Source organism: Streptomyces sp. NPDC002809 (genome assembly GCF_040295435.1).
Taxonomy (GTDB): domain Bacteria; phylum Actinomycetota; class Actinomycetes; order Streptomycetales; family Streptomycetaceae; genus Streptomyces.
The window spans coordinates 41,100-62,924 of the sequence record NZ_JBEOVJ010000043.1 but is presented as its reverse complement, the minus strand read 5'-3'; the positions used below and the strand labels follow the sequence as shown (position 1 = coordinate 62,924).

General features: G+C 71.5%; 19 protein-coding genes. 11 read left to right on the top strand and 8 right to left on the bottom strand.

The annotated features are described in order from the left end of the window. Positions 1-178 precede the first annotated feature (178 nt). A complete protein-coding gene (locus tag ABT025_RS24100) occupies positions 179-1,888 on the bottom strand; it encodes a bifunctional 3'-5' exonuclease/DNA polymerase (protein ID WP_350998103.1) in 1,710 nt (569 codons plus the stop codon). Between the two features lie 136 nt (positions 1,889-2,024). Here ABT025_RS24100 and ABT025_RS24095 point away from each other — a divergent pair, with 136 nt between their 5' ends. The 3 genes from ABT025_RS24095 to ABT025_RS24085 all read left to right on the top strand — a co-directional run bounded on the left by ABT025_RS24095 (position 2,025) and on the right by ABT025_RS24085 (position 6,482). Continuing rightward, entirely contained in the window at positions 2,025-2,936 is a 912-nt protein-coding gene (locus ABT025_RS24095; RefSeq protein WP_350998100.1) for an NADP-dependent oxidoreductase, read from the top strand. 100 nt (positions 2,937-3,036) lie between these two features. After that, positions 3,037-4,218: a DUF2786 domain-containing protein gene (locus ABT025_RS24090; RefSeq protein WP_350998097.1), complete on the top strand. Its 1,182-nt coding sequence runs from the start codon at positions 3,037-3,039 to the stop codon at positions 4,216-4,218. 116 nt (positions 4,219-4,334) lie between these two features. Further along, positions 4,335-6,482 (top strand): FUSC family protein, encoded by a 2,148-nt coding sequence (locus ABT025_RS24085; RefSeq protein ID WP_350998094.1) that lies wholly within the window; start codon positions 4,335-4,337, stop codon positions 6,480-6,482. Positions 6,483-6,533: 51 nt separating this feature from the next. Here the strand turns inward: ABT025_RS24085 and ABT025_RS24080 are convergent, their stop codons facing one another. Further along, positions 6,534-7,022, bottom strand: a complete 489-nt coding sequence (locus tag ABT025_RS24080) for a hypothetical protein (protein ID WP_350998091.1) — start codon at positions 7,020-7,022, stop codon at positions 6,534-6,536. A gap of 251 nt (positions 7,023-7,273) precedes the next feature. On the opposite strand from ABT025_RS24080, the gene ABT025_RS24075 reads away from it, so the two are divergent. After that, on the top strand, positions 7,274-7,516 hold the full coding sequence (locus tag ABT025_RS24075) for a DUF397 domain-containing protein (RefSeq protein ID WP_350998088.1): 243 nt from the start codon (positions 7,274-7,276) through the stop codon (positions 7,514-7,516). A gap of 166 nt (positions 7,517-7,682) precedes the next feature. Here the strand turns inward: ABT025_RS24075 and ABT025_RS24070 are convergent, their stop codons facing one another. Beyond that, positions 7,683-8,183: an ATP-binding protein gene (locus tag ABT025_RS24070; protein WP_350998085.1), complete on the bottom strand. Its 501-nt coding sequence runs from the start codon at positions 8,181-8,183 to the stop codon at positions 7,683-7,685. A 331-nt stretch (positions 8,184-8,514) separates the two neighbouring features. Between ABT025_RS24070 and ABT025_RS24065 the strand changes: the two genes are divergently transcribed. Genes ABT025_RS24065 through ABT025_RS24055 form a run of 3 tightly spaced genes read left to right on the top strand, consistent with a single transcriptional unit; the run spans position 8,515 to position 11,591 of the window. Next, on the top strand, positions 8,515-9,396 hold the full coding sequence (locus ABT025_RS24065; protein ID WP_350998082.1) for a Sco1979 family transcriptional regulator: 882 nt from the start codon (positions 8,515-8,517) through the stop codon (positions 9,394-9,396). 54 nt (positions 9,397-9,450) lie between these two features. Then, positions 9,451-10,908 (top strand): aldehyde dehydrogenase family protein, encoded by a 1,458-nt coding sequence (locus ABT025_RS24060; RefSeq protein WP_350998079.1) that lies wholly within the window; start codon positions 9,451-9,453, stop codon positions 10,906-10,908. Between the two features lie 47 nt (positions 10,909-10,955). Continuing rightward, positions 10,956-11,591 carry a PadR family transcriptional regulator gene (locus ABT025_RS24055; RefSeq protein WP_350998076.1) on the top strand — a complete coding sequence of 212 codons (636 nt, stop codon included), beginning with the start codon at positions 10,956-10,958 and terminating at the stop codon, positions 11,589-11,591. 34 nt (positions 11,592-11,625) lie between these two features. Here the strand turns inward: ABT025_RS24055 and gad are convergent, their stop codons facing one another. Then, positions 11,626-13,050: a glutamate decarboxylase gene (gad, locus tag ABT025_RS24050; RefSeq protein WP_350998073.1), complete on the bottom strand. Its 1,425-nt coding sequence runs from the start codon at positions 13,048-13,050 to the stop codon at positions 11,626-11,628. Between the two features lie 124 nt (positions 13,051-13,174). Continuing rightward, the gene (locus tag ABT025_RS24045) at positions 13,175-14,461 is read right to left on the bottom strand and encodes an ion channel protein (protein WP_350998071.1); all 1,287 of its coding nucleotides are present in this window, start codon (positions 14,459-14,461) and stop codon (positions 13,175-13,177) included. Between the two features lie 136 nt (positions 14,462-14,597). On the opposite strand from ABT025_RS24045, the gene ABT025_RS24040 reads away from it, so the two are divergent. Next, positions 14,598-15,356: a MerR family transcriptional regulator gene (locus ABT025_RS24040; protein WP_350998068.1), complete on the top strand. Its 759-nt coding sequence runs from the start codon at positions 14,598-14,600 to the stop codon at positions 15,354-15,356. Between the two features lie 59 nt (positions 15,357-15,415). Here the strand turns inward: ABT025_RS24040 and ABT025_RS24035 are convergent, their stop codons facing one another. Further along, positions 15,416-15,781 (bottom strand): YbjQ family protein, encoded by a 366-nt coding sequence (locus ABT025_RS24035; RefSeq protein ID WP_350998065.1) that lies wholly within the window; start codon positions 15,779-15,781, stop codon positions 15,416-15,418. Between the two features lie 148 nt (positions 15,782-15,929). Here ABT025_RS24035 and ABT025_RS24030 point away from each other — a divergent pair, with 148 nt between their 5' ends. Continuing rightward, the gene (locus ABT025_RS24030; RefSeq protein ID WP_350998062.1) at positions 15,930-16,646 is read left to right on the top strand and encodes a DedA family protein; all 717 of its coding nucleotides are present in this window, start codon (positions 15,930-15,932) and stop codon (positions 16,644-16,646) included. A gap of 31 nt (positions 16,647-16,677) precedes the next feature. Here the strand turns inward: ABT025_RS24030 and ABT025_RS24025 are convergent, their stop codons facing one another. Next, on the bottom strand, positions 16,678-18,375 hold the full coding sequence (locus tag ABT025_RS24025) for a threonine/serine exporter family protein (protein ID WP_350998059.1): 1,698 nt from the start codon (positions 18,373-18,375) through the stop codon (positions 16,678-16,680). A 140-nt stretch (positions 18,376-18,515) separates the two neighbouring features. Further along, a complete protein-coding gene (locus tag ABT025_RS24020) occupies positions 18,516-19,010 on the bottom strand; it encodes an inorganic diphosphatase (protein WP_123525235.1) in 495 nt (164 codons plus the stop codon). An 86-nt stretch (positions 19,011-19,096) separates the two neighbouring features. Here ABT025_RS24020 and dacB point away from each other — a divergent pair, with 86 nt between their 5' ends. After that, complete coding sequence (dacB, locus tag ABT025_RS24015) at positions 19,097-20,602, top strand: D-alanyl-D-alanine carboxypeptidase/D-alanyl-D-alanine endopeptidase (RefSeq protein WP_350998056.1); 1,506 nt, start codon at positions 19,097-19,099, stop codon at positions 20,600-20,602. 62 nt (positions 20,603-20,664) lie between these two features. Next, positions 20,665-21,798, top strand: a complete 1,134-nt coding sequence (locus tag ABT025_RS24010; protein WP_350998053.1) for an Rv3626c family coenzyme F420 biosynthesis-associated protein — start codon at positions 20,665-20,667, stop codon at positions 21,796-21,798. The last annotated feature ends 27 nt before the right edge of the window (positions 21,799-21,825 follow it).

Here is a 21,825-nt window from a genome sequence, read left to right as displayed (position 1 = left end):
GTGGTGTGGGTTGTACTCAGGTGTGCTCTCCCGATCTGTGGGGGTGCGGGGTTACACCGGGGCGGACGGGGGGGGACCCACCGCGGCGCGCCCGCCCCGGGCTCCCTTGCCCGGGGCGTGCGCCGCTGTCCGGCCCCGGCGGCTTCCCCGCCGCGTCGGGGCGGCTGCCCGGGCCCGGTCACTTCGCGTCCGAATACCGCTCCACCACCGCGGTGGTGAACGGGAAGCGCACCGGTGTGTCACCGAAAGCGGTCCGGCCGGCCAGCTCACCTGCCGCCCGGATCGCCTCCACGACGGTCTCGGCCTCCTCCTCGGGACAGTGCACGATCACCTCGTCGTGCTGGAAGAAGACCAGTTCGGCCCGGAGCCCAGCGGCCGCGATCGACTGCCGCAGCGCGGCGAGGAGCAGCAGCGCCCAGTCGGCCGCACTGCCCTGCACCACGAAGTTGCGGGTGAAGCGGCCACGCGCACGGGCGTTGGAGGAGGCGTAGCCCGGTGTGAACCCGCCGTCCGCCGGTTCGGAGCCGTCCGCCGGTAAACGGTCGTCCTCCTGCGGGATGCCTGCCTCCCCCTCGTCCCCGCTGCCCGCGGCGGGCGGGCTGGTCCGGCCCAGCCAGGTCCGTACGAGGCGGCCCTCCTCGCCGGCCTTCGCGGCGTCGTCCACATAGGCGACCGCGTGCGGGAACCTCCGGCGCAGGGCCGCCAGGTTCTTCAGGCCGTCCCCCGACGTCTGGCCGTAGACCGCGCCGAGCAGGGCGATCTTGGCGTGGTCGCGGTCGCCGTGGAAGGCGCGGTCGGACAGTGCGGTGTACAGGTCGCCGTCATGCCCGGCCACCTCCATCAGGCCCCGGTCGCGGGAGATCGCGGCCAGCACCCGCGGCTCCATCTGGTCGGCGTCCGCGACGACCAGCCGCCAGCCCTCGTCGGCGACCACCGCCCGCCGGATCACCTTGGGGATCTGCAGCGCCCCACCGCCGTTGGTCGTCCAGCGGCCGCTGACCGTGCCGCCCGGCTGGTACTCGGGGCGGAAGCGGCCGTCGCGGACCCAGTCCTGGAGCCAGCTCCAGCCGTGGGCCGTCCAGATCCGGTACAGCTTCTTGTACTGGATGAGGGGCCGCACCGCCGGATGGTCCAGCTCCTCCAGCTCCCACCGGCGGGTCGACCGCAGCTTGATGCCGGCCTGCGCGAAGGCCTTCACCACATCGGCGGGGAGATCCGGGCGGACCCGGCGGCCGAACGCGGCGGACACCTCGTCCGCCAGCTCGGCCAGCTTCCGGGGCTCGCCGCCGCCCGCGTAGCGCTCGCCGAGGAGCTCGTGCAGCAACTCGCGGTGGACGTCGGCCCGCCAGGGCAGACCCGAGCGGTTCATCTCGGCGGCGACCAGCATGCCGGCTGACTCGGCGGCCGTCAGCAGGATCATCCGGCCCGGCCGGTCGGTGGCGTCGTGGCGGGCGAGCTGGTGTGCGTACACCTGGAGCAGGGCGTCGAACGGCAGGTCCGTACCGGACCGGGGCTCGAAGAGGGAGGACTGGGAGCCCGGCACGGCCGAGCGCGGCGGCGGGTCGGGCGGCACCGGGCCGCGCAGCAGGCGGGCGTGGGCGGCCGCGGCGGAGCGGGGTTCGCCCAGCCGGCCCTCGTGCCCCAGCAGGAGGGTCTCGGCGACCTCGATGTCGTAGCACCGCGCGACCGGCACTCCGGCGGCGAGCAGCCGGGGGTAGATCTCGGCCGTCGAACGCCACACCCAGCGGGTGACGCCGGGCCGGGAACGGACCGCCTCGACCAGGTCCGGTTCGGTCACGGCCGGGGCGGTGGGCCGGCCGGACCGGTCCAGCGGGGCGAGGCGCGCGCCTCCGCTCTCCGTGGCGGCCACAGCCCAGCGTTCGGTCATGGATTCGAGTCTGGCACCCGGCACTGACAGCGAGGCGGAGCGCGCGGGGGCGGGTCGGCTGGAAGGATGGATCCGGGCCTGACGCCTGGTCCGGATCCTGGTCCGGATCCGTTCCGACGAGGAGGCAGACGACACGATGGAAGCGATCGTATTCGAGGAGTTCGGCGGGCCCGAGGTTCTGCATCCGGCCCGGGTCGAGGACCCGCATCCCGGTCCCGGGCAGGTCCGGGTGAAGGTCCGGGCGGCCGCGGTCAACCCGATGGACTACAAGATCCGGCGAGGCTGGATGGAGGACGTGTTCCCGACGTCGCTCCCGGCCGTCCCGGGCGTCGAGTTCGCCGGGGTGGTCGACGTGACGGGGGAGGGTGTCACCGATGTCGCGGTCGGCGACGAGGTGCTGGGCTGGAGCGCCACCGGTTCCTACGCCGAGTACGCCCTGGCCGACGCCGCGCTCGTCGCCCCCAAGCCCGCGGAGCTGAGCTGGCCGGACGCGGCCGCGCTGACCATCGCGTCGAGCACCGCCCGGCGCGTCCTGGACGAACTCGCCCTGGAGGCGGGGGAGACCCTGCTGCTGCACGGGGCCGCCGGAGCCGTCGGATCGGCGGCGGTCCAGCTGGCGGTGGCCCGCGGCGCGACCGTGATCGGCACGGCGTCCCCGGGCAACCACGACTATCTGCGGGTGCTGGGGGCGACCCCGGTGGAGTACGGGGACGGGCTGGTCGGCCGGGTGCGCGACATCGCTCCACAAGGTGTGGACGCGGTCTTCGACGCGGCGGGGCGCGGCGCGCTGCCGGACTCCATCGAGCTGCGGGGCTCCACCACCGACCGGATCGTCACCATCGCCGACCCGGAAGCGGGGAAGTACGGCGTCGCCTTCTCCGGCGGCGGCTCCCGGTCCAGGGCGCAGCTGGCCGAGCACGCCCGGCTCGCGGCCGAGGGGGAGCTGCGGATCCCCGTCGCCGAGACGCTCCCGCTCACCGAGGCGGCCAGGGCGCAGGAACTGAGTGAGGCGGGGCACGTACGCGGGAAGGTCGTCCTGCTGCCGTGACCGGGAGGCCGCCGGGATCCGGTGCGGGTCACGGCCCGGCGAAAGTTGTCCACAGGGTGTGGATGAATTCCGCCGACCCGGCCACGCCTACCCTGACCTCATGGAACCGGTGATCGATCAGGCATTCGCGGCAGCCCTGTACTCGGACGGCGACGCCGGGCTCGACACCGGGGCGTCCCTGCTCGCCGCCGACCCGGCGTCCGACGCCGAGCTGCTGCGACGCGGCGAGGAGTTCGTCCGGCGCGCCTGGGACCGTGGCTGGCTGCCCGCCGATCTCGTGCGCATCGTCCGCCGTGAACTCGACGAGCACGCGGCCGGTCTGGCCGCCGGGCTGATCGGTTCGGAGCTCCGGCGCCACGAGGCGCTGCCGCCCCGCTGGCAGGCTCAGCTCGACGAGCTGCCCGCCCCGCCGCCGGCGGGGCGGCCGGACCGATTCTCGTACGCCTCCGCGCTCCTGGGGCTCTACCGGCTGCTGCTCGGGCTGCCGGCGATCGAGCCCGTCGGGCTCCCGCCCGGCGCGTTGCGCGACACCCTGCACCTGCCGCCCGCGCACGACGAACCGCGCATGCTGACCCGGATCCGCGCACTGCTGGCCAAGGCCGAGGCGACCGGATTTCCCGAGGAGGCGGAAGCGCTCACCACCAAGGCGCAGGAGCTGATGGCCCGGCACAGCATCGACGAGGCCCTGCTGGCGGCCCGCACGCACAGCGGCAGCGTGCCGGGCGCCTGCCGGATCGGGGTGGACGCCCCGTACGAGACGGCCAAGGCGATCCTGCTCGACGCCGTCGCCTCGGCGAACCGCTGCCGGGCCGTGTGGAACAGTGACCTCGGCTTCTCCACGGTGGTCGGCTTCGAGTCGGACCTGGAGGCCGTGGAACTGCTTCACACCTCGCTACTGGTGCAGGGCACGGCGGCGATGACCCGGGCCGAAGCGGGCCAGCGGGCCGGCGGCCGCAAACGGACCAAGACCTTCCGGCAGTCCTTCCTGATGGCCTACGCCCAGCGGCTCGGGCGCCGGCTGGCCGACGGGACCGCCCGCGCCACCGCCGAGGCCGACGCCGAGGGTGCCACCGCCGACGGGCCGTCCGCCGGTGCCGGGGCCGGTCTGCTGCCCGTGCTGGCCGCCAGGGACGTGGCGGTCACGGACACCGCCGAGAAGATGTTCCCCGAGACCACGACCACCCGGGTCCGAGGGGCCACGGACCTGGACGGCTGGACCCACGGGACGGCCGCGGCGGACCGGGCCAGGATGGGCGGGCGCAGGCCGGAGGTCTCCGGCTGAGGGCGCCGGCTCCGCCCGGAGCGTCCGCCCCGGGGAAGTCCCCGGATCGGGCCGGTGAACCGGAGGGTCGCACCCGACAACTCGGGCATATCGGTAAATCCGGTTAGGCTCTGGGCATGAGCTGGCTCCGGGCGCTGAGGGAGACCGCCCGCTCGGGGCTGACGATCGAGAGAACGCGTCTCGAACCGCTGATCGCCATCCGAGGCGCGGCAGGTCTCGCCCTGGTGATCGGCGTGAGCCTCGCCCTCTTCGGGCCGGTGGTCGCAGCCAGCTCGGCGTTCGGCGCGTACCAGGCGGCGATCGCCACGTTCCAGCGCAGCTGGCGACCCCGCCCGGTGCTCGCCCTGGTCTCCGGCTTCAGCCTCGGCGTCTCGACGTTCCTCGGCTACGTCACCGGCTCCCACCTCCTCCTCTTCCTGATCCTGCTGGTGCTCTGGACCTTTGTCTCCGGCCTGGCCTGGGCAGCCGGCCCGACGGGCGGCATCATCGCCGCGTCCAACGTCGCGATCATGCTGGTGACGGTCACCCTGCCGACGTCCGTGGCCGAAGCGGCCCTGCACGCCCTGATGATCACGTTCGGCGGAGTGGTCCAGGCGGTGCTGATCGTGCTGTTCCCGGTCCGCAGATGGGGCGCCCAGCGCGACGCCCTGGCCGACGCGCTGGCCGCCGAGGCGGACTACGCCCGCAGGCTGCGCCATGACCCGGTCGCCCACTTCGACCCGGCGCCCCTGATGGAGGCCCGCAGGGCAGCCGCCGTCACCGCTCGCCAGGCCCGCCGCCGCCCCGCCGAACTGCACGGCTCACGCGGGGTCGCCGAGCGGATCAGGCCGGTGCTCGCCTCACTCGCGGACCCGGCGATGGGCGTCCCGGCCGAGGGCCCGGAGCGCGACCGCGTCCGTGAGCTCCTCGCCGCCGCCGGCTCCCTGCTCGACGCGGCCGCGCGGGCGATCCGCCACGGCGACCCGGTGCGGCTCCCCGCGCCCGCCGTCGCGGCGTTGAAGACCCCCGACACCGGCGCGCTCCTCACAGGCCCCCCGCTCCGTGCCGCCGACCGGCTGGCCGCCCTGCTCTCCGACGTCATCGAGGCCGCCGAGGGCGACGGCACGAAGGAGGAGCGCGCCGGGGTCGCGGAGGCGGCCGACGCCATCGAGGCCGGGCGGGGCGGCGGGGTCCCGGCCGAGCACCACCGACGGCCCACCCTGGTGCGGCTGGTCCCGGTCGTGATCGCGTCGATGCGTCGCGAGCTGCACCACGGCTCCCCGATCCTGCGGCACGCGATCCGGATCTCCGTCGTCGCCGCGGTCGGCTATCTGCTGGGCCTGGCGCTGCCGTACGGGCACGGCTACTGGGTGCCGATGGCGGCCGTCATGGTGATGCGGCCGGAGTTCTCCCGGACGTACGAACGGTCCGTGGCGCGTTTCGGCGGAACCGTCGTCGGGGTCTTCGTCGCCAGCGCGATCGTCCAGACGGCCCAACCCCGCCCGGGGCTGTCCGCCGCGCTCGCCGTGGCCTGCGCCCTGCTGATGTACCTGCTGATGCGCACCGGCTACGCCGTCGGCCAGGCCTGCGTCGCCGCGTACGTGGTCTTCCTCCTCGGCATGGCAGGCGACGACCTGTCGCAGACCGTGCTCGAACGGGTCCTGCTGACCCTTCTCGGCGGTCTCCTGGCCATGGTCTCGTACGCCGTCTACCCGGCGTGGGAGACCCCGCGGCTGCGCGGCCGGCTCGGCGACTGGCTGAAGGAGGACGGCCGTTACGCGGCCTCGGTCGTCGACCAGTACGCAGACCCGGCCGGCCGGGGCCACGACGACGTCCGCCAGGCCCTGCTCGCCACCCGGAACGCCCGCGTCGCCTGGCAGGAGGCGGTGGCCACCGCCCAGCACGAACCGGTGCGCCACCGCGGCCTCTCGCACGCCGCTGCCGACGACACCCAGCACGCGCTCGCCCAGCTCGGCCGGGTCGCGATGCTCATGGAGGCGCATCTCCCGGAGGGCGGCGCCACCCCCGTACCGGCGGCCGCCGCGCTCGCCGAGGCGCTGCGCCGGGCAACCGAGCAGGGTGCGAAAGCGGTGCGGGAGCGGCGCGTACCGGACTGGACGGCGGTGCGGGAGGCGCTGGAGAAGTGGGACGAGGAGGAGCGGGCGGGTGAAGGAGGGGCGGACCCCGTTGTGCGGAACGGGGCCGGACTCCTGCTCGAAGCGCTGGAGGAGTTCTCCCAGGGGCTGGAGAGCGGCTCGCGGTCCCGTGCGTCCGACGACGACTGAGCGGCTGCCGGTGGCCCGGGGCCTTCGTCGGATCACGCCGCGCCCCCGTGGTCAGGGGGTCGGCAGGTCGGGCAGCCCCTCCAGGGAGTCGGCGTCGGTCTTGGCGAGCGTGTCCTTGGTGCCGCCGTCCCACGAGACGACGACGGTCTTGCCGTCGTTGGACTCGATGGCCCCCATGGTCCGGCCGGTGTCGCCGTCGGCACATGTCAGCGCCAGCATCGGCTTGTTGCCCATGTCCTTGGCGGTGCCCGAGCAGACGTGGGAGTCCGCGACGACCACGGCCTTCCCGGATGCGACGGAGAGCACGACGGCCTTGCCGTCCGTCTGCCCGGCCCAGGCGCCCTCCAGCGCCTTGAGGCCGCCGGTGGCTTCGTCCGCCCCCGAGCCGGGGTCGCTGCTGCCGGCGGGCGGCGGGGTGGCGGTGGAGCCGGATGCCTTGTCCGCGCCGTCCTTGTCGCTGTCACTGCTGCACCCGGTGAGGGCGAGCGCGGTCAGCAGTCCGGTGGCGACGACGGCGCCGGTACGTACGAGCTTGTGCATGCTGAATTCCCCCTGGATGACGAATGACCGTCCAAGCTACCAGTGGGTCGCAACCTGGGCGGAACGGTCAACTTCCGGAATCGGGAGCCGAACAGGCCGTTCGCTCGTCTTTCTCCTGTGGAGAGCTGTAACCGAAGGAACACCCCGCGTGCACGTGCATCTGCCCATGCATCCGCTCATGCACGGGAAATTGAACACAGCTATGATCCGAGACAGTTGACACTTGCACTTTGCAACTCGGGGAGCGTCCTGTGGACCACGTGTACAACGGCATGGCGGCCACAGAGCTTCGCGGAGTCGTATGGCAGAAGAGCAGGCACAGCAACTCCCAGGGATCCTGCGTGGAGTTCGCGAAGCTGCCCGGCGGCGACGTGGCGATGCGCAATTCGCGCCACCCCGACGGGCCGGCGCTGGTCTATACGACCGCGGAGATAGAGGCCCTGCTGCTCGGTGTGAAGGACGGCGAGTTCGACCACCTCATAGCGGAGGCCTGAGCGCCTTCATGACGGAGGCCTGAGCGCCGTCACGACGGACGTCCGAGCGCTGTCATGACGAAGGGGCGAGCGCTGTCATGACGAAGGGCCGGGTGTCGTCATGACGGGGCGTCGGTCTTCGGCGGCGCGGCGCGTTCTCGTCCGCGCCACGCCCGAGGCCCATGCGTCACGCAGGGTCGGACAGCCGGAAGAGCGCCCAGACGACCTTTCCGCGCGGCACCGGTCCGGCGACGGTGCTCTCCGTCGTCAGTACGGGTGAAGGGTGCCAGCCCCAGCAGTCGCTGAAGGAATCCACCAGGAAGAGGCCACGGCCGGACTCCGCGCAGTCCGCGGCCTCCGACGCGACGGGGCTCGCCTGGCTGGGGTCGCGCACGGCACACACCAGTCGTGAGGTCCAGCGCATCAGGTGCAGCCGCACGGGCGGGTCCTGGGACTCGCGCGCGGTCTCGGCCGGCAGGGCGTGCCGCAGGGCGTTGGTGACCAGTTCGGAGACGACCAGTGCGACGTCGTCGAAGCGTTCGCTCAGGCCCCAGCCGCTCAGCGTCGACCGGGTGAACTGCCTTGCGCCGCCGACGGCTTCGTAGCGGGCGGGCAGGGCGCAGGTGGCAGATCCCGAGACGGCGGAGGGATCGATGGGGGGGAGCCCCTGTCGTAAGGGCTCGAGCATCGTCGATCCATTCGTCCCCATGCGAGGCACTCCCGGGATTCGCGGCTGTATCGGTACTGCGGGTACACGGGTACAGCGGCACAACACGAACGAGCACGCAGGTGTGCGAGGCCCATGGTTCCGAATGCGCAGAGCAGATGCAAGGGCAGATGCACGTGCACGCGCCTGACCTGTCCGATACCGTGCCGGTTCTTGGTCATTTCTTCCTGTACGGAGTTTCGAGACCTCGGGGAAGTCTTCCCATTTCCGTAATCGAATGTGTACGGGCTGAAGCATTTTGATGGCAGAATCCGGCTCTTGGGGTTCGGGGGACCCCGATGTCCAGGAAGCGATGGGGAAGGCTGGACCGGTGGCGGCAGGCGAGTCGAGTGGATCCGTGGTGCGACGCATCCTGCTGGGGTCGCAACTCAGGCGACTGCGGGACTCGCGTGGCATCACCCGTGAGGCGGCCGGCTACTCCATCCGGGCTTCCGAATCGAAGATCAGCCGCATGGAGTTGGGACGGGTGAGCTTCAAGGCCAGGGACGTCGAGGACCTGCTCACGCTCTACGGAGTCACGGACGAGGCGGAGCGCGGCTCCCTGCTCGGACTGGCCCGCGAGGCCAACGTGGCGGGCTGGTGGCACAGTTACGGGGACGTGCTGCCCGGCTGGTTCCAGACGTACATCGGTCTGGAGGGTGCGGCCTCGCTCATCCGGATCTACGAAGTCCAGTTCGTGCACGGTCTGTTGCAGACCGAGGACTATGCGCACGCGGTCGTCTCGCGAGGCATGCGCGGGGCCCCTGCCGCCGAGATCGACCGCCGGGTCGCGCTGCGTCTGGCCAGGCAGAAGGCCCTCGTCTCCGAACGGGCTCCCCGATTCCACGCCGTACTGGATGAGGCGGCACTGCGCCGCCCCTACGGCGGACGGGAGGTGATGCGCGCCCAATTGCGGCATCTGATCGAAATGTCGGAGCAGCCGAACATCACTCTCCAGGTGATGCCGTTCAGCTTCGGCGGGCATGCGGGTGAGAGCGGTTCCTTTACGATGCTGCGATTCCCGGAATCCGATCTGTCGGACATTGTCTATTTGGAGCAGCTGACAAGTGCGCTCTATCTGGACAAGGCCGAAGAAGTCGCCCAGTACGAAAAGGCGATGGTGCGGCTCCACGAAGACAGCCCGGGCCCGGAGGAGAGCCGCGATCTGCTCCGAGGGCTTCTCCAACTCTCCTGATATTTCAGTACGATGACGTGCCGACAGGAGTCTGCACCTGCAGTAAGGGATCGCATGTCCTTCTTCCACGAGCTGGCAGCGCAGTACATCGACGGTGAATGGCGCACCGGCACCGGCTCGTGGGACATCATCGATTTCAATCCCTACAACGGGGAAAAGCTCGCCGCCATCACCATCGCCACCGCGGACGAGGTCGACCAGGCCTACCGCGCCGCCGAGCGCGCCCAGCGGGACTGGGCCGCCACAAGTCCGTACGAGCGCCGAGGCGTTCTGGAGCGGGCCGCGCGGATCACGGAGGAACTGGCCGACGACATCGTCGAGGCGGTCATCGACGAACTGGGCGGCACCCGGGCGAAGGCGCTGTACGAGCTGAGCGCCGCCCAGGACTTCCTGCGCGAGGCGGCGCATCAGGCGCTGCACCCCGAGGGCCGGATCCTGCCCTCCCCGGTGGACGGCAAGGAGAACCGCCTCTACCGGCTGCCGGTCGGCGTCATCGGCGTCATCAGCCCCTTCAACTTCCCTTTCCTGGTGACGATGAAGTCGGTCGCACCGGCCCTGGCGCTCGGCAACGCGGTCGTCATCAAGCCCAACCAGAACGCGCCGGTCACCGGCGGCGGGCTGATCGCCCGCATCTTCGAGAGGGCCGGGCTGCCGGCCGGGCTGCTCAACGTCGTCGTCACCGACATAGCCGAGATAGGCGACGCGTTCATCGAGCACCCCGTCCCCAAGGTGATCTCCTTCGCGGGGTCGGACCGGGTGGGCCGCCATGTCGCCGCGACCGCGGGCGCGCTCTTCAAGCGCACCATTCTCGAACTCAGCGGCAACAGCGCCCTGGTGGTGCTCGACGACGCGGACATCGACTACGCCGTCGACTCCGCCGTCTTCAGCCGCTTCGTCTACCAGGGCCAGGTCTGCATGGCCGCCAACCGGATGCTGGTGGACCGGTCGGTCGCCCCCGAGTTCACCGAGAAGTTCGTCGCCCGGGTGGCCGCGCTCCGGGCCGGTGACCCGCGTGACCCGGAGACACAGATAGGCCCGGTCATCGACACCTTCCAGGCCGACGCGCTGACCGCCCTGGTCGATCAGGCGCTCGCGGAGGGAGCCACGGCGCTGGTCCGGGGCCGGACCCGCGGCAACCTCGTCGAGCCCACCGTGCTCACCGGGCTCCCGGACGGCTCTCCGCTGCTCTCCCAGGAGATCTTCGGCCCGGTGGCGCTGCTGATGGAGTTCGACGGCGAGGAGGAGGCCGTACGGATCGCCGACGACAGCCCCTACGGGCTCAGCGGCGCCGTGCACACCGCCGACGCCGAACGCGGGGTGCGATTCGCCCAGCGGATCGACAGCGGCATGTTCCACGTCAACGACGCCACCGTCCAGGACGATCCGCTGGTCGCCTTCGGCGGCGAGAAGAAGTCCGGGACCGGCCGGCTGAACGGCGAGGCGACCGTGGAGGCGTTCACCACCCAGAAGTGGATATCGATACAGCACGGCCGGAGCCCTTTCCCGCTCTGACCGGCGCACCACTACTCTCGTCAAAGTTGAGTAGAGAGGTGGGTGGGATGTCCGCGATCCGGTTGTTGGTCCTGTGCGCCGTGCGGCAGCACGGCCGGGCGCACGGCTATCAGATCCGCAACGACCTGGAGTACTGGGGCGCGCACGAGTGGTCCCACGCCAAGCCGGGGTCGATCTATCACGCACTGAAGCAGATGGCGAAGCAGGGCGTCCTGCTCGCCCACGAGGTCGCCCCGAGCACGGTGGGCGGTCCGCCGCGTACCGAGTACGAGATCACCGAGCAGGGCGACGAGGAGTACTTCGCGCTCCTGCGTGCGGCGCTGACCTCGTACGACCAGAAGCTGGACGTGCTGTCGGCCGGGCTGGGCGGGATCGTCGACCTGGAACGGGCCGAGGCGGTGGCCCTGCTCAGGGAGCGGGTGGCCGGCCTGGCCCGGTGGCGGACTTCGGTCACCGAGTACTACACGCCCGAGGCAGGGCCCGAGTCGATCGGTCACATCGGCGAGATCATGAACATGTGGGTGCATTCCGCGGACGCGGGTGCGGAGTGGACGCTGGGGCTGATCGAGCGCATCGAGGGCGGGGCGTACACCTTCGCGGGTGAGGGCGCCCCGTTCGTCGGCGTGCTGGCCGAGGGCGAGAGGAATCCGTACGCGACCGGCTCCGCCGCCGACGAACGCTGACCGTTCCTTCCGGCGGTGGAGCGAGTCGTCCGTTCTAGTGGTGGAACGAGGTCGCCGGGCCGTGCTCGGTGCTCAGCGGGTGCGACTGGCTGCGAAGCTCCGGCAGCAGCAGTCGCAGGTCCTCCAGCAGCAGTTCGGCCAGGTCCGAGGAGAAGCCGTTGCGGCACACGATCCGGAGCACGGAGAGGTCCTCCCGGTTGGCCGGGAAGGTGTACGCGGGCACCAGCCAGCCGCGTTCGCGCAGCCGGCGTGACACGTCGAACACGTCGTACGCCGTCACCTCCGGCTTGGTGGTGAGCGCGAAGACGGGCAGTTGGTCGCCCCGGGTGAGCAGGCGGAAGTCGCCCAGTTCCTCGATCTTCTTCGCCAGTCCCGTCGCCACGTCCCGTGAGGCCTGCTGCACGGCCCGGTAGCCCTCCCGGCCCAGCCGCAGGAAGGTGTAGTACTGCGCCACGACCTGGGCGCCCGGGCGGGAGAAGTTCAGCGCGAAGGTCGGCATGTCGCCGCCCAGGTAGTTCACCCGGAAGACGAGCTCCTCGGGCAGTTCGTCGGGCGAGCGCCACAGCGCCCAGCCGACACCCGGGTAGACCAGGCCGTACTTGTGCCCGGAGGTGTTGATCGAGGAGACCCGGGGGAGGCGGAAGTCCCACACCAGGTCCTTGTCCAGGAACGGCGCCACCATCGCGCCCGATGCCCCGTCGACATGGACGGGGATGTCCAGGCCGGTGCGCTCCTGCAGGGCGTCGAGGGCGGCGCAGAGCTCGGCGATGGGCTCGTAGCTGCCGTCGAAGGTGGAGCCGAGGATGCCGACGACGCCGATGGTGTTCTCGTCGCAGAGATCGGCGGCTGCCTGCGGGTCGAGATGGAAGCGGTCACCGTCCATCGGGACGAGGCGCGGCTCGACCTCCCAGAAGGTGCAGAACTTGTCCCAGCAGACCTGCACGTTGACGCCCATGACGAGGTTGGGCCGCGCGGTCGCCGGATAGCGGTCGGCGTTCCTGGCCGACCAGCGGCGTTTGAGCGCCATGGCGGCCAGCATGCAGGCCTCGCTGGACCCGGTCGTCGAACAGCCGACGGCCGTGGCGGGGTCGGGGGCGTTCCAGAGGTCGGCGAGCATCGACACGCACCGCCGTTCCAGCTCGGCGGTGCGCGGGTACTCGTCCTTGTCGATCATGTTCTTGTCGCGGCACTCGCCCATCAGCACACCGGCCTGGGGTTCCATCCAGGTGGTGACGAACGTGGCGAGGTTGAGCCGGGAGTTGCCGTCGAGCATCAGCTCGTCATGGACGAGGCCGTAGGCGGTGGCGGGCGGCAGCGGTCCGTCCGGCAGCTTGTGCCGGGGCGGTGCGGACTCCATCCCGGCGGTCGGATCGGCCTCACCGAAGAACGGGTTGAGCGCGAGCCGGCGCCGCTCGTCGGACGGTTCACTGCGGTGTGCGGAGCCCTTGTGGAGCGGCATCGCTGACCTGCCCTTCTCGGTTCCCGGTGGCACGAGGCCGGATGAAACAGACGAATCAGACGATACGGAAATGAGGGGTGTTCGGCGCGCCGGGCGGCCGGCTGCGGTGCCGCCCGCACGGGTTTCACCGCAGCGGCGTACCGTCCGCGCGCAGCTGCATCCGAGGCCGCCCGGTCACCAGCAGCCAGGCCGGCAGTGTGGCGACGCACAGGAGGGGGAGCAGGTTCATGTCGGCGGCCAGTACGGCCGCGGTGAACAGGCTCAGCCAGCCCTGCCGGGTGACGGCCAGCAGGACGCCCAGCACCCCGCACGTCACGGCGAGGGCCACCGGCACCCCGTCGACGAGGGCGTGGGCGCACAGGCCGAGCGCGACGCCGCAGAACACCGCGGGGAAGATCCGGCCGCCCCGGAAGCCGCAGGTCGCCGCGATCACCAGGGCGACGGTCTTCACCACCGCCATCACGGCGAACTCACCCGCCGACCAGCCGCCCGGATCGGCGGCGAGCTCCTTCACCTCGTCGAGCCCCTTGAACAGGGTGAGGTGCCCGCCGAGGGCCCCGAGCAGGCCGAGCAGCAGTCCGCCCAGGGTCAGCGCCAGGACCGGATGCCGCAGGGCGCGGAAGGCGCGGTGCGCATACGGGAAGGCGTACACCGCCGCCAGTCCGAGCACCGCTCCCGCGGAGGCGATCACACAGGCGGAGAGCAGGTCGCCCCAGTCGGCGTGGGTGTAGTCGGGCAGCGACAGGTCGAAGCTGGGGTGGGCGGTCAGCGTCATGGTGAGCGCGCCCGCGGCCCCCGCGGCGAGGGGCCCGAAGAGCCGGTCCCAGAGTGCCCCGGGCTCGGCGCGGGAGGCGAGCGTCTCGGAGAGGATCAGTGCGGCGGCGACCGGGGTGCCGAAGAGCGCGCCGATGGTGCCCGCCGCGGCGAGCGAGACCCACAGTGCGGCGGGGGTGCCGGGTGCGAACCGGCGCCCGGCCCAGTAGGCCAGTGCGATGTTGGCGGCGGTGATCGGATTCTCCGGACCGAGGCTGACGCCGCCCGCCAGGGCCAGCACGGTCACCACCAGCAGCCCCGGCACCACCCCCGGCGCCAGCGGCGGGTCGACCAGCCCCGTGGTCGCCGGGTCCGGCCCGGCCCGGCCGGGCACCGCCCGGATGACCAGGCCGGTCACCAGGCCCGTCGCGGTGAGCATCACGATCATCCACAGCGAGGAGTACCGGCCGACCGACAGTGCGTCGGGCAGCGTCTCCCAGAGGACGTCCTGCAACTGCTCCGCGAGCAGGCTGACGCCGAGCAGGACCAGGGCCGAGACCACACCCACGGCCAGTGCGGGCACGATGAGCAGCAGCAGCCGGAGTGCGGGGGCCGGTTCGGCGGAGACGGCGGAATCTGCGGCAGGTTCGGTGGCCATCGGCTCACCATAGCGATGCAAAAGGCCTATAACCCCTCAAATGGTGCAGTGCTTGAGGTGTTTCGGGCTTGCACCTCACGTCACGTCAGGGCCGAGGCTCGGACACGTACCCGCCGCACGGAAGGAGTGGGGAGCCATGGAGCACTCCGTGGGACAGGTCGCCGGATACGCCGGAGTCACGGTGCGCACCCTGCACCACTACGACGGCATCGGACTGCTCTCGCCCGGCGGGCGCAGTCACGCGGGTCACCGGCGGTACGACGACGCCGACCTCGACCGGCTGCAGCAGATCCTGTTCCACCGGGAGCTCGGCTTCCCGCTCGACGAGATCGCGGCGCTGCTCGACGACCCGGACGCGGACCCGCAGGAGCACCTGCGCCGCCGGCACGCGCTGCTGTCGCACCGGATCGCCGAACTGCAGCGCATGGCCACAGCCGTCGAGACAGCCATGGAGGCACGGAAGATGGGCATCGACCTCACGCCCGAGGAGAAGTTCGAGGTCTTCGGGGACAAGGACCCGGAGCAGTACGCGGACGAGGCCGGACGCCGCTGGGGCGGCAGCGACACGTACGCCGAGTCGCAGCGCCGGGCCGCCCGCTGCACCAAGGAGGACTGGCAGCGGATGCAGGCCGAGGTCACCTCCTGGGGCGAGCGCTACGACGCGCTCATGGAGGCCGGTGAGCCGGCCACCGGCGAGCGGGCGATGGACCTCGCCGAGGAACACCGGCTCCACATCACGACCTGGTTCTACGACTGCACGACGGAGATCCACCGGGGGCTCGGCGCGATGTACGTCGCCGATCCGCGGTTCAAGGCGTTCTACGAGTCCATGCGGCCGGGACTGGCCGAGCACCTCCGTGACGCGATCGACGCCAACGCGGAGCGCCAGGAGTAGCCGGATGTGCGGTCACGGGGGCGGGGCGGTCGGGGAGACGCCCGCCCCCGTGGCGCTGCTCAGTTCCGGCTGATCACCGCGGCGGTTCCGTACGCGCAGACCTCCGTGCCCACGTCGGCCGCCTCGGTCACGTCGAACCGCATCATCAGCACCGCGTTGGCGCCGCGCGCCTTCGCCTGCTCGACCAGCCGCTCCATGGCCTGGTTGCGGGTCTCGACGAGCGTCTTGGTCAGCCCCTTCAGCTCGCCGCCGATCATGGACTTCAGCCCGGCGCCGATCTGGCTGCCCAGGTGGCGGGAGCGGACGGTCAGCCCGAACACCTCGCCGATGACCTGGGTCACCTGATGGCCGGGTACGTCATTGGTGGTGACGACCAGCACATCGGACTGTGCCGTCTGGCCGCCGCCGTAATCGTCAATGCCCATGGGATGGCACCTCCTGGAGAAGAGTTTTGCCCTGGTTCATCCCTTGTGCATCTCCACGGGGGCCAGTGGAACCCGGAAGCGCTTCACGGCGTTGATAGCTTTGGGCGGCCACGCAGCCGCCATCGACCACATCCTGGAGTCCGGACCCTTGAATACGCTTGCGCTCGGACCCAGCTGGCTGGACCCGGACCATCTCATCGGGCAGTTCGGGCTGATCGGCGTGCTGGTCGTCGTCTTCGCCGAGTCCGGGCTGCTGATCGGGTTCTTCCTGCCCGGCGACTCGCTCCTGTTCACCACGGGTCTGCTGGTGACGACGGACAAGCTGGACACCCCGCTGTGGCTGGTCTGTGTCCTGGTCGCCCTGGCGGCGATCATCGGCGACCAGGTGGGCTATCTCTTCGGCCGCAAGGTCGGCCCCTCGCTCTTCAACCGCCCGGACTCCCGCCTCTTCAAGCAGGAGAACGTCGAGAAGGCCCACGAGTTCTTCGAGAAGTACGGGCCGAAGTCGCTGATCCTGGCCCGCTTCGTGCCCATCGTGCGGACGTTCACGCCGATCATCGCCGGTGTCAGCCGGATGAACTACCGCTCGTTCATCACGTTCAACATCATCGGCGGAGTCCTCTGGGGCGTCGGGGTGACGCTCCTCGGCGCGGGGCTCGGCCGGATCGAGTTCGTGCACAAGAACATCGAGGCCATGCTGATCCTGATCGTGCTGATCTCGGTCGTGCCGATCGGCATCGAGTTCCTGCGCGCCCGCGGCAAGGCGAAGAAGGAAGCGGTGCAGGGCGAGGGCGAGGAGCAGGGCCCGGCCACCGGTGGCAGCTCGGTCGCGAGCCGACGCGGCGGCCGTCACGCCAAGCGCTGAGGCCGGTCCCGAAGGGCCGCGGGCCCCCGTGTCAGAAGCCGCGTGTCCGCTTGGCCGCGCGGCGGTTCGCTCCGCCGACCGCCCCCGGCACCCGCATGAACAGCCGGGAGATCTCGCTTCCCAGGTTCACCCCGATCGCGATGGCCAGCGCCGTCGCCACCGCGGTCGACAGTGAGGCGAGCCCCCGGTCCAGCTCGTTCTGCGCGACGCCCAGCAGACCGAAGTACGTGGCGGATCCGGGCAGCAGCGGGCCGATCGCAGCCGTGATGAACGGCAGCGACGAGGTGTAGCGGTAGCGCGAGAACAACTGCCCGAACAGCCCGACGAGACCGGCCGCGGCAGCGGTGGCCGCCACTGGGGAGAGGCCGCCCGTCCGGGCCATAGCCCCGTAGACGACCCAGGCCACGCCCCCGTTGAGGGTCACCGCCAGCACCGTGGCCCGCTCCTGCTGGAGCAGGATCGCGAAGGCCAGGGTCAGCACCATCGACGCCAGGATCTGCACCACCGGCCGGTCATGGGTGATGAACCGTGCCTCCGGGTCCAGCTCGGCCCCCAGCTGAAGCCCCCCGTAGAGGGCCAGCAGCACCCCGGCGACGATGGCGATGAAGAAGTACATGACCTCCAGCAGCCGCGCCGATGCGGTGATGTAGTAGCCGGTCAGGCCGTCCTGCACGCCCGCGACCAGCGCCCGTCCCGGCAGCAGCGCGAACAGGCCACCCGTGATCACCGCCGACGGCCGAACGTCCGACCAGTGGGTGAGGGTCAGCGCCACACCCATCGCGGCCGGCGGCATCGCCGCCACGACGAACTGGTAGAACTCCGGAAGCCCCCGGCCGGCACACAGCCAGGCCAGCCGGTCACCGAGCATCGCGCCGAGCGCCGCGATCAGGAACACCACGGGACCGCCGCCGACCAGCACCGATGCCGCGCCCGCGAGCCCGCCGGCGGCCAGCGTGAGCACCCAGCCGGGGTAGGGGTGCCGGTTCCGGCGGATCTCCGCCAGGCGCCGGTAGGCCTCCTCCAGCGAGATCTCGCCCTCTTCGGTGGTGATGTCGTCGATGAGTCGGAAGACGGCGGCCAGTCGGGTGTAGTCGGTGCCGCGGCGGCGTACGGTACGGCTCGCAGTCACCGGGTCCTCGACCAGCGACGGCTGGTGCGAGATCGACAGCAGCGTGAAGGTGACGGTCGGTTCGCAGCGGTCGAGACCGTAGCTGCGGGTCACCGCGAACATCGCAGCCTCGACGTCCTCGGCCCCCTCACCGCCGGCGAGCAGCAGCTCCCCGATACGCAGGGTCAGGTCGAGTACGCGCGGCACCGCGGGGCCCGCGTCGTCGTGCCGCTGGACCGGTTCCGGTGCCGGGCGTTCGGCGACCGGCATCCGCAGCATCGTGCGCATCCGGTCCTGCCAAGGGGCCTCCTTGGTCAGCTGGATCATCGGGATGCCGTGCGCGGGCGTGAAGGCGGGCGGGGAGTTCCGGGCGTCGTACGTGCGCGGCGGGGCAAAAGCGGAGCCGATCGTGTCCGAGCCGGAAGCGGAACCCGTCCCCTGGCCGGACGCCGGCCCCTGCGACTCGGGTGCCAGACCGGACGGCAGGGAGAACTCGGACGTCGGATGGTCGTCGTCCGACGACGGGGCGGACTTCCCGACCCCGGCGGGCTGGGAGAAGGCGCTGCGCGCCTCGTCGGACTGGGGCTTCTGGTCATCTGGACCGCCCGGTTCCGCCACCACTCGACCTCGATCCTCATCGGCTGCGCGTCCTCGGCTGCGCTCCTGCCCAGTATGGCCGCGCCCATGGGCGGTCATGCGAACGGGCGGCACACCCGTGAAGGTGTGCCGCCCGGCAGCTGCTCAGAACCGCAAGCGGAACGTCAGTGCGCGCCGCCCTGCGCCTCGAGGCGCTTGTACGAGTTCTCGATCTCGGCCTCGGCCTCGACGCGGCCGACCCAGTCGGCGCCCTCGACGGACTTGCCGGGCTCCAGGTCCTTGTAGACCTCGAAGAAGTGCTGGATCTCCAGGCGGTCGAACTCCGACACGTGGTGGATGTCGCGCAGGTGCTCCACCCGGGGGTCGGAGGCCGGCACGCACAGCAGCTTGTCGTCGCCGCCGGCCTCGTCCGTCATGCGGAACATGCCGATGGCACGGCACTTGATGAGGCAGCCGGGGAACGTCGGCTCCTCCAGGATGACCAGCGCGTCCAGCGGGTCGCCGTCCTCGCCGAGGGTGTTCTCGACGAAACCGTAGTCCGCCGGGTAGCTGGTCGAGGTGAAGAGTCGACGGTCCAGGCGGATCCGACCGGTCTCGTGGTCCACCTCGTACTTGTTCCGCGAACCCTTCGGGATCTCGATAACGACGTCGAACTCCACGGGTGGCTCCTCCATGATCAACACATACGACTGATGGTTAAGTGTCCCTCACGGAGATGTGTGCTCGCGAAAGGGGCTGTTCAACGGTGGCCGAGCCGGTGAAAAGACCGTCGATCAACCCGTTCTCCCGCGTCGACAGGACGGCCCTCGCGGACCGCCTGGGCATGCGTAACGGACTGAGCAACCGGCAGTTCACGGCCGTTTCCGCCGTCCTGGGCCTGGCGCTCGCAGCCGGCGCCGTCCTTGCCGCCGGTCCCTGGGACTCGGGTCAGCGTAAGGCCGAGCACGACCGGGCGGCCTCCCAGGACCGCACAGGTGGCGCACATCACGAGCCCGCCGCGCCCTCGGGGCCGGCCCCGGCACCCAGCGCACCGGCCGTCCTCGCCGCGCTGGGCACCGGCGCCGACCACTCCGAGCCGGACGCCGCGGTTGCCCCGGACGGAGCAGCGGACGGACTGCGCGACGTGCTGGGCCCGCTGCTGAAGGACCCCGCGCTCGGCACCCGGCGCAGCGCCGTCGTCATCGACACCGCCACCGGCAAGCGGCTGTACGGGCTGGGGGCCGACGCCCCCATGACGCCCGCGTCCACCGTCAAGATCGCCACCACGGCCGCGGCCCTGACCGCGCTCGGCCCCGCCCACCGCATCCCCACGACCGTCCGGGCCTCCGCCGACCTGCGCACCGTGACGCTGGTCGGCGGCGGCGACCCCACCCTCGACCGGGCGGCCCTGCGCACCCTGGCCGCCGACACGGCCCGCGCCCTCAAGGAAGGCGGGGTCCGCTCGGTGCGGCTGCGGTACGACACCTCCGGCTACTCGGGGCCCGCACTCCACCCGATCGGCCCCAACGAGAACATCGCTCCCGTGAGCGCTCTGATGATCGACGAGGGGCGGCTCGACGACACCTCGAGCGGACCGGCGCCGCGCAGCGGTGACCCGGCCCGCGACGCCGCGGACGCCTTCGGCGAACTGCTGGACGAGGCAGGGGTCGCCACAGCCGACAGCCCGGCCCCCGGCCGGGCGGCCGCCAAGTCCCGGCCCGTGGCCAGGCATCTCTCCGCCCCGCTGTCCGCCCTCGTCGAGCGGGCGCTGACCAACAGCGACAACGACATCGCCGAGGCACTCGCCCGGCAGACCGCGCTCGCCACGGGCGAGACGGCCGACTTCAAGGGCGGCCGACGGGCCGTCACCACGCAGCTGAAGAAGCTGGGTCTGCCGCTGAAGGGCGTGGTCGTCGCCGACGGCAGCGGGCTCAACCGCAAGGACAAGGTCACCGCCGCCCTGCTCGCCGGACTCCTCGCCCGCGCGGCCGACCGGGACCACCCGGAGCTGCGGCCCGTGCTCACGGGTCTTCCGGTGGCCGGCTTCAGCGGCACGCTCAGCGGCCGTTACACCACGAAATCCGGCGGCACCGGGCTGATCCGCGCCAAGACGGGCACCCTCACGGGCGTCAACAGCCTCTCCGGCACGGTCGTCGACCCGCACGGCCGGCTGCTCGCGTTCGCCTTCCTCGCGTCGGGCACCACCGCCCCGTCCGAGGCACAGTCGGCCCTCGACGCGCTCGCGACCGCTCTGGCCGCCGGCAGACGCTGAGCGGCTCGACACCGCCCCCCATTTCCCGGTCGCTCCAAGGGCCGAGCACGTACGGTTGAGCCATGACGAGCGTCGGTGGTGCCGGGATGGTCGACTGGAATCTCGCGGTCGCGACTGCGACCCGGCTTGTACGGCCGGGTCCCGAGATCAGCCGCGAGGAGGCCCGCGAGGTCGTCGCGGAGCTGCGCAGGCATGCCAAGGCGGCGGAGGAGCACGTCCGTTCTTTCACCCGGATGATCCCGGAAGGGACCGAGCCGGAGGACACCCCGGTCCTGGTCGTCGACCGGGCGGGCTGGATCAAGGCGAACGTCGCGGGCTTCCGGGAACTGCTCCGCCCCCTCCTGGAGAAGATGGAGGAGCGGCGCGGCGGCGGCACGGGCGGTGCCGTGCTCGGCGCGGTCGGCTCCAAGGTGACCGGTGTGGAGGTGGGGATGCTGCTGTCGTTCCTGGCCTCCCGGGTCCTCGGACAGTACGAGACGTTCGCCCCCGCCACCCGTGAGCTCCCGGCCTCGGCCGACGGCGGCGGCAGGCTCCTGCTGGTCGCCCCGAACATCGTCCACGTCGAGCGGGAGCTGGAGGTCGACCCGCACGACTTCCGTCTCTGGGTCGCCCTCCACGAGGAGACGCACCGCACGCAGTTCACCGCGGTGCCCTGGCTCCGCGACCATCTGCAGGGCGAGATCCAGTCATTCCTCGACGAGACCGACGTCGACCCGATGACGGTGCTCGAACGGCTCCGCGAGGCCGCCCAGTCGCTGGCCGGCGGCCGGCCCGAGGGCGAGGAGGGCGAGGACGGCGGCCGCAGCCTCGTCGAAATCGTTCAGACGCCCGCCCAGCGGGAGATCCTCGGCCGGCTCACCGCGGTGATGTCCCTCCTGGAAGGGCATGCCGACTACGTGATGGACGGCGTCGGCCCCGAAGTGGTGTCCTCCGTCGGCGAGATCCGGGAGAAGTTCCAGCAGCGCAGGGCGCGCGGCGCGAGCCGTCTCGACCTGGCGCTGCGCAAGCTCCTGGGGCTCGACGCCAAGCTCCGCCAGTACCGGGACGGCGAGCGGTTCGTGCGCGCCGTGGTCGACGAGGTCGGCATGGACGGCTTCAACCGGGTCTGGACCTCGCCCAACACCCTTCCGACGAAGGCGGAGATCGCCAAGCCGGAGGACTGGATCGCGCGGGTGCACCGTAAGGCAGAGTCATGATCACGGCCTGTGCGCAGGGCGGGGACC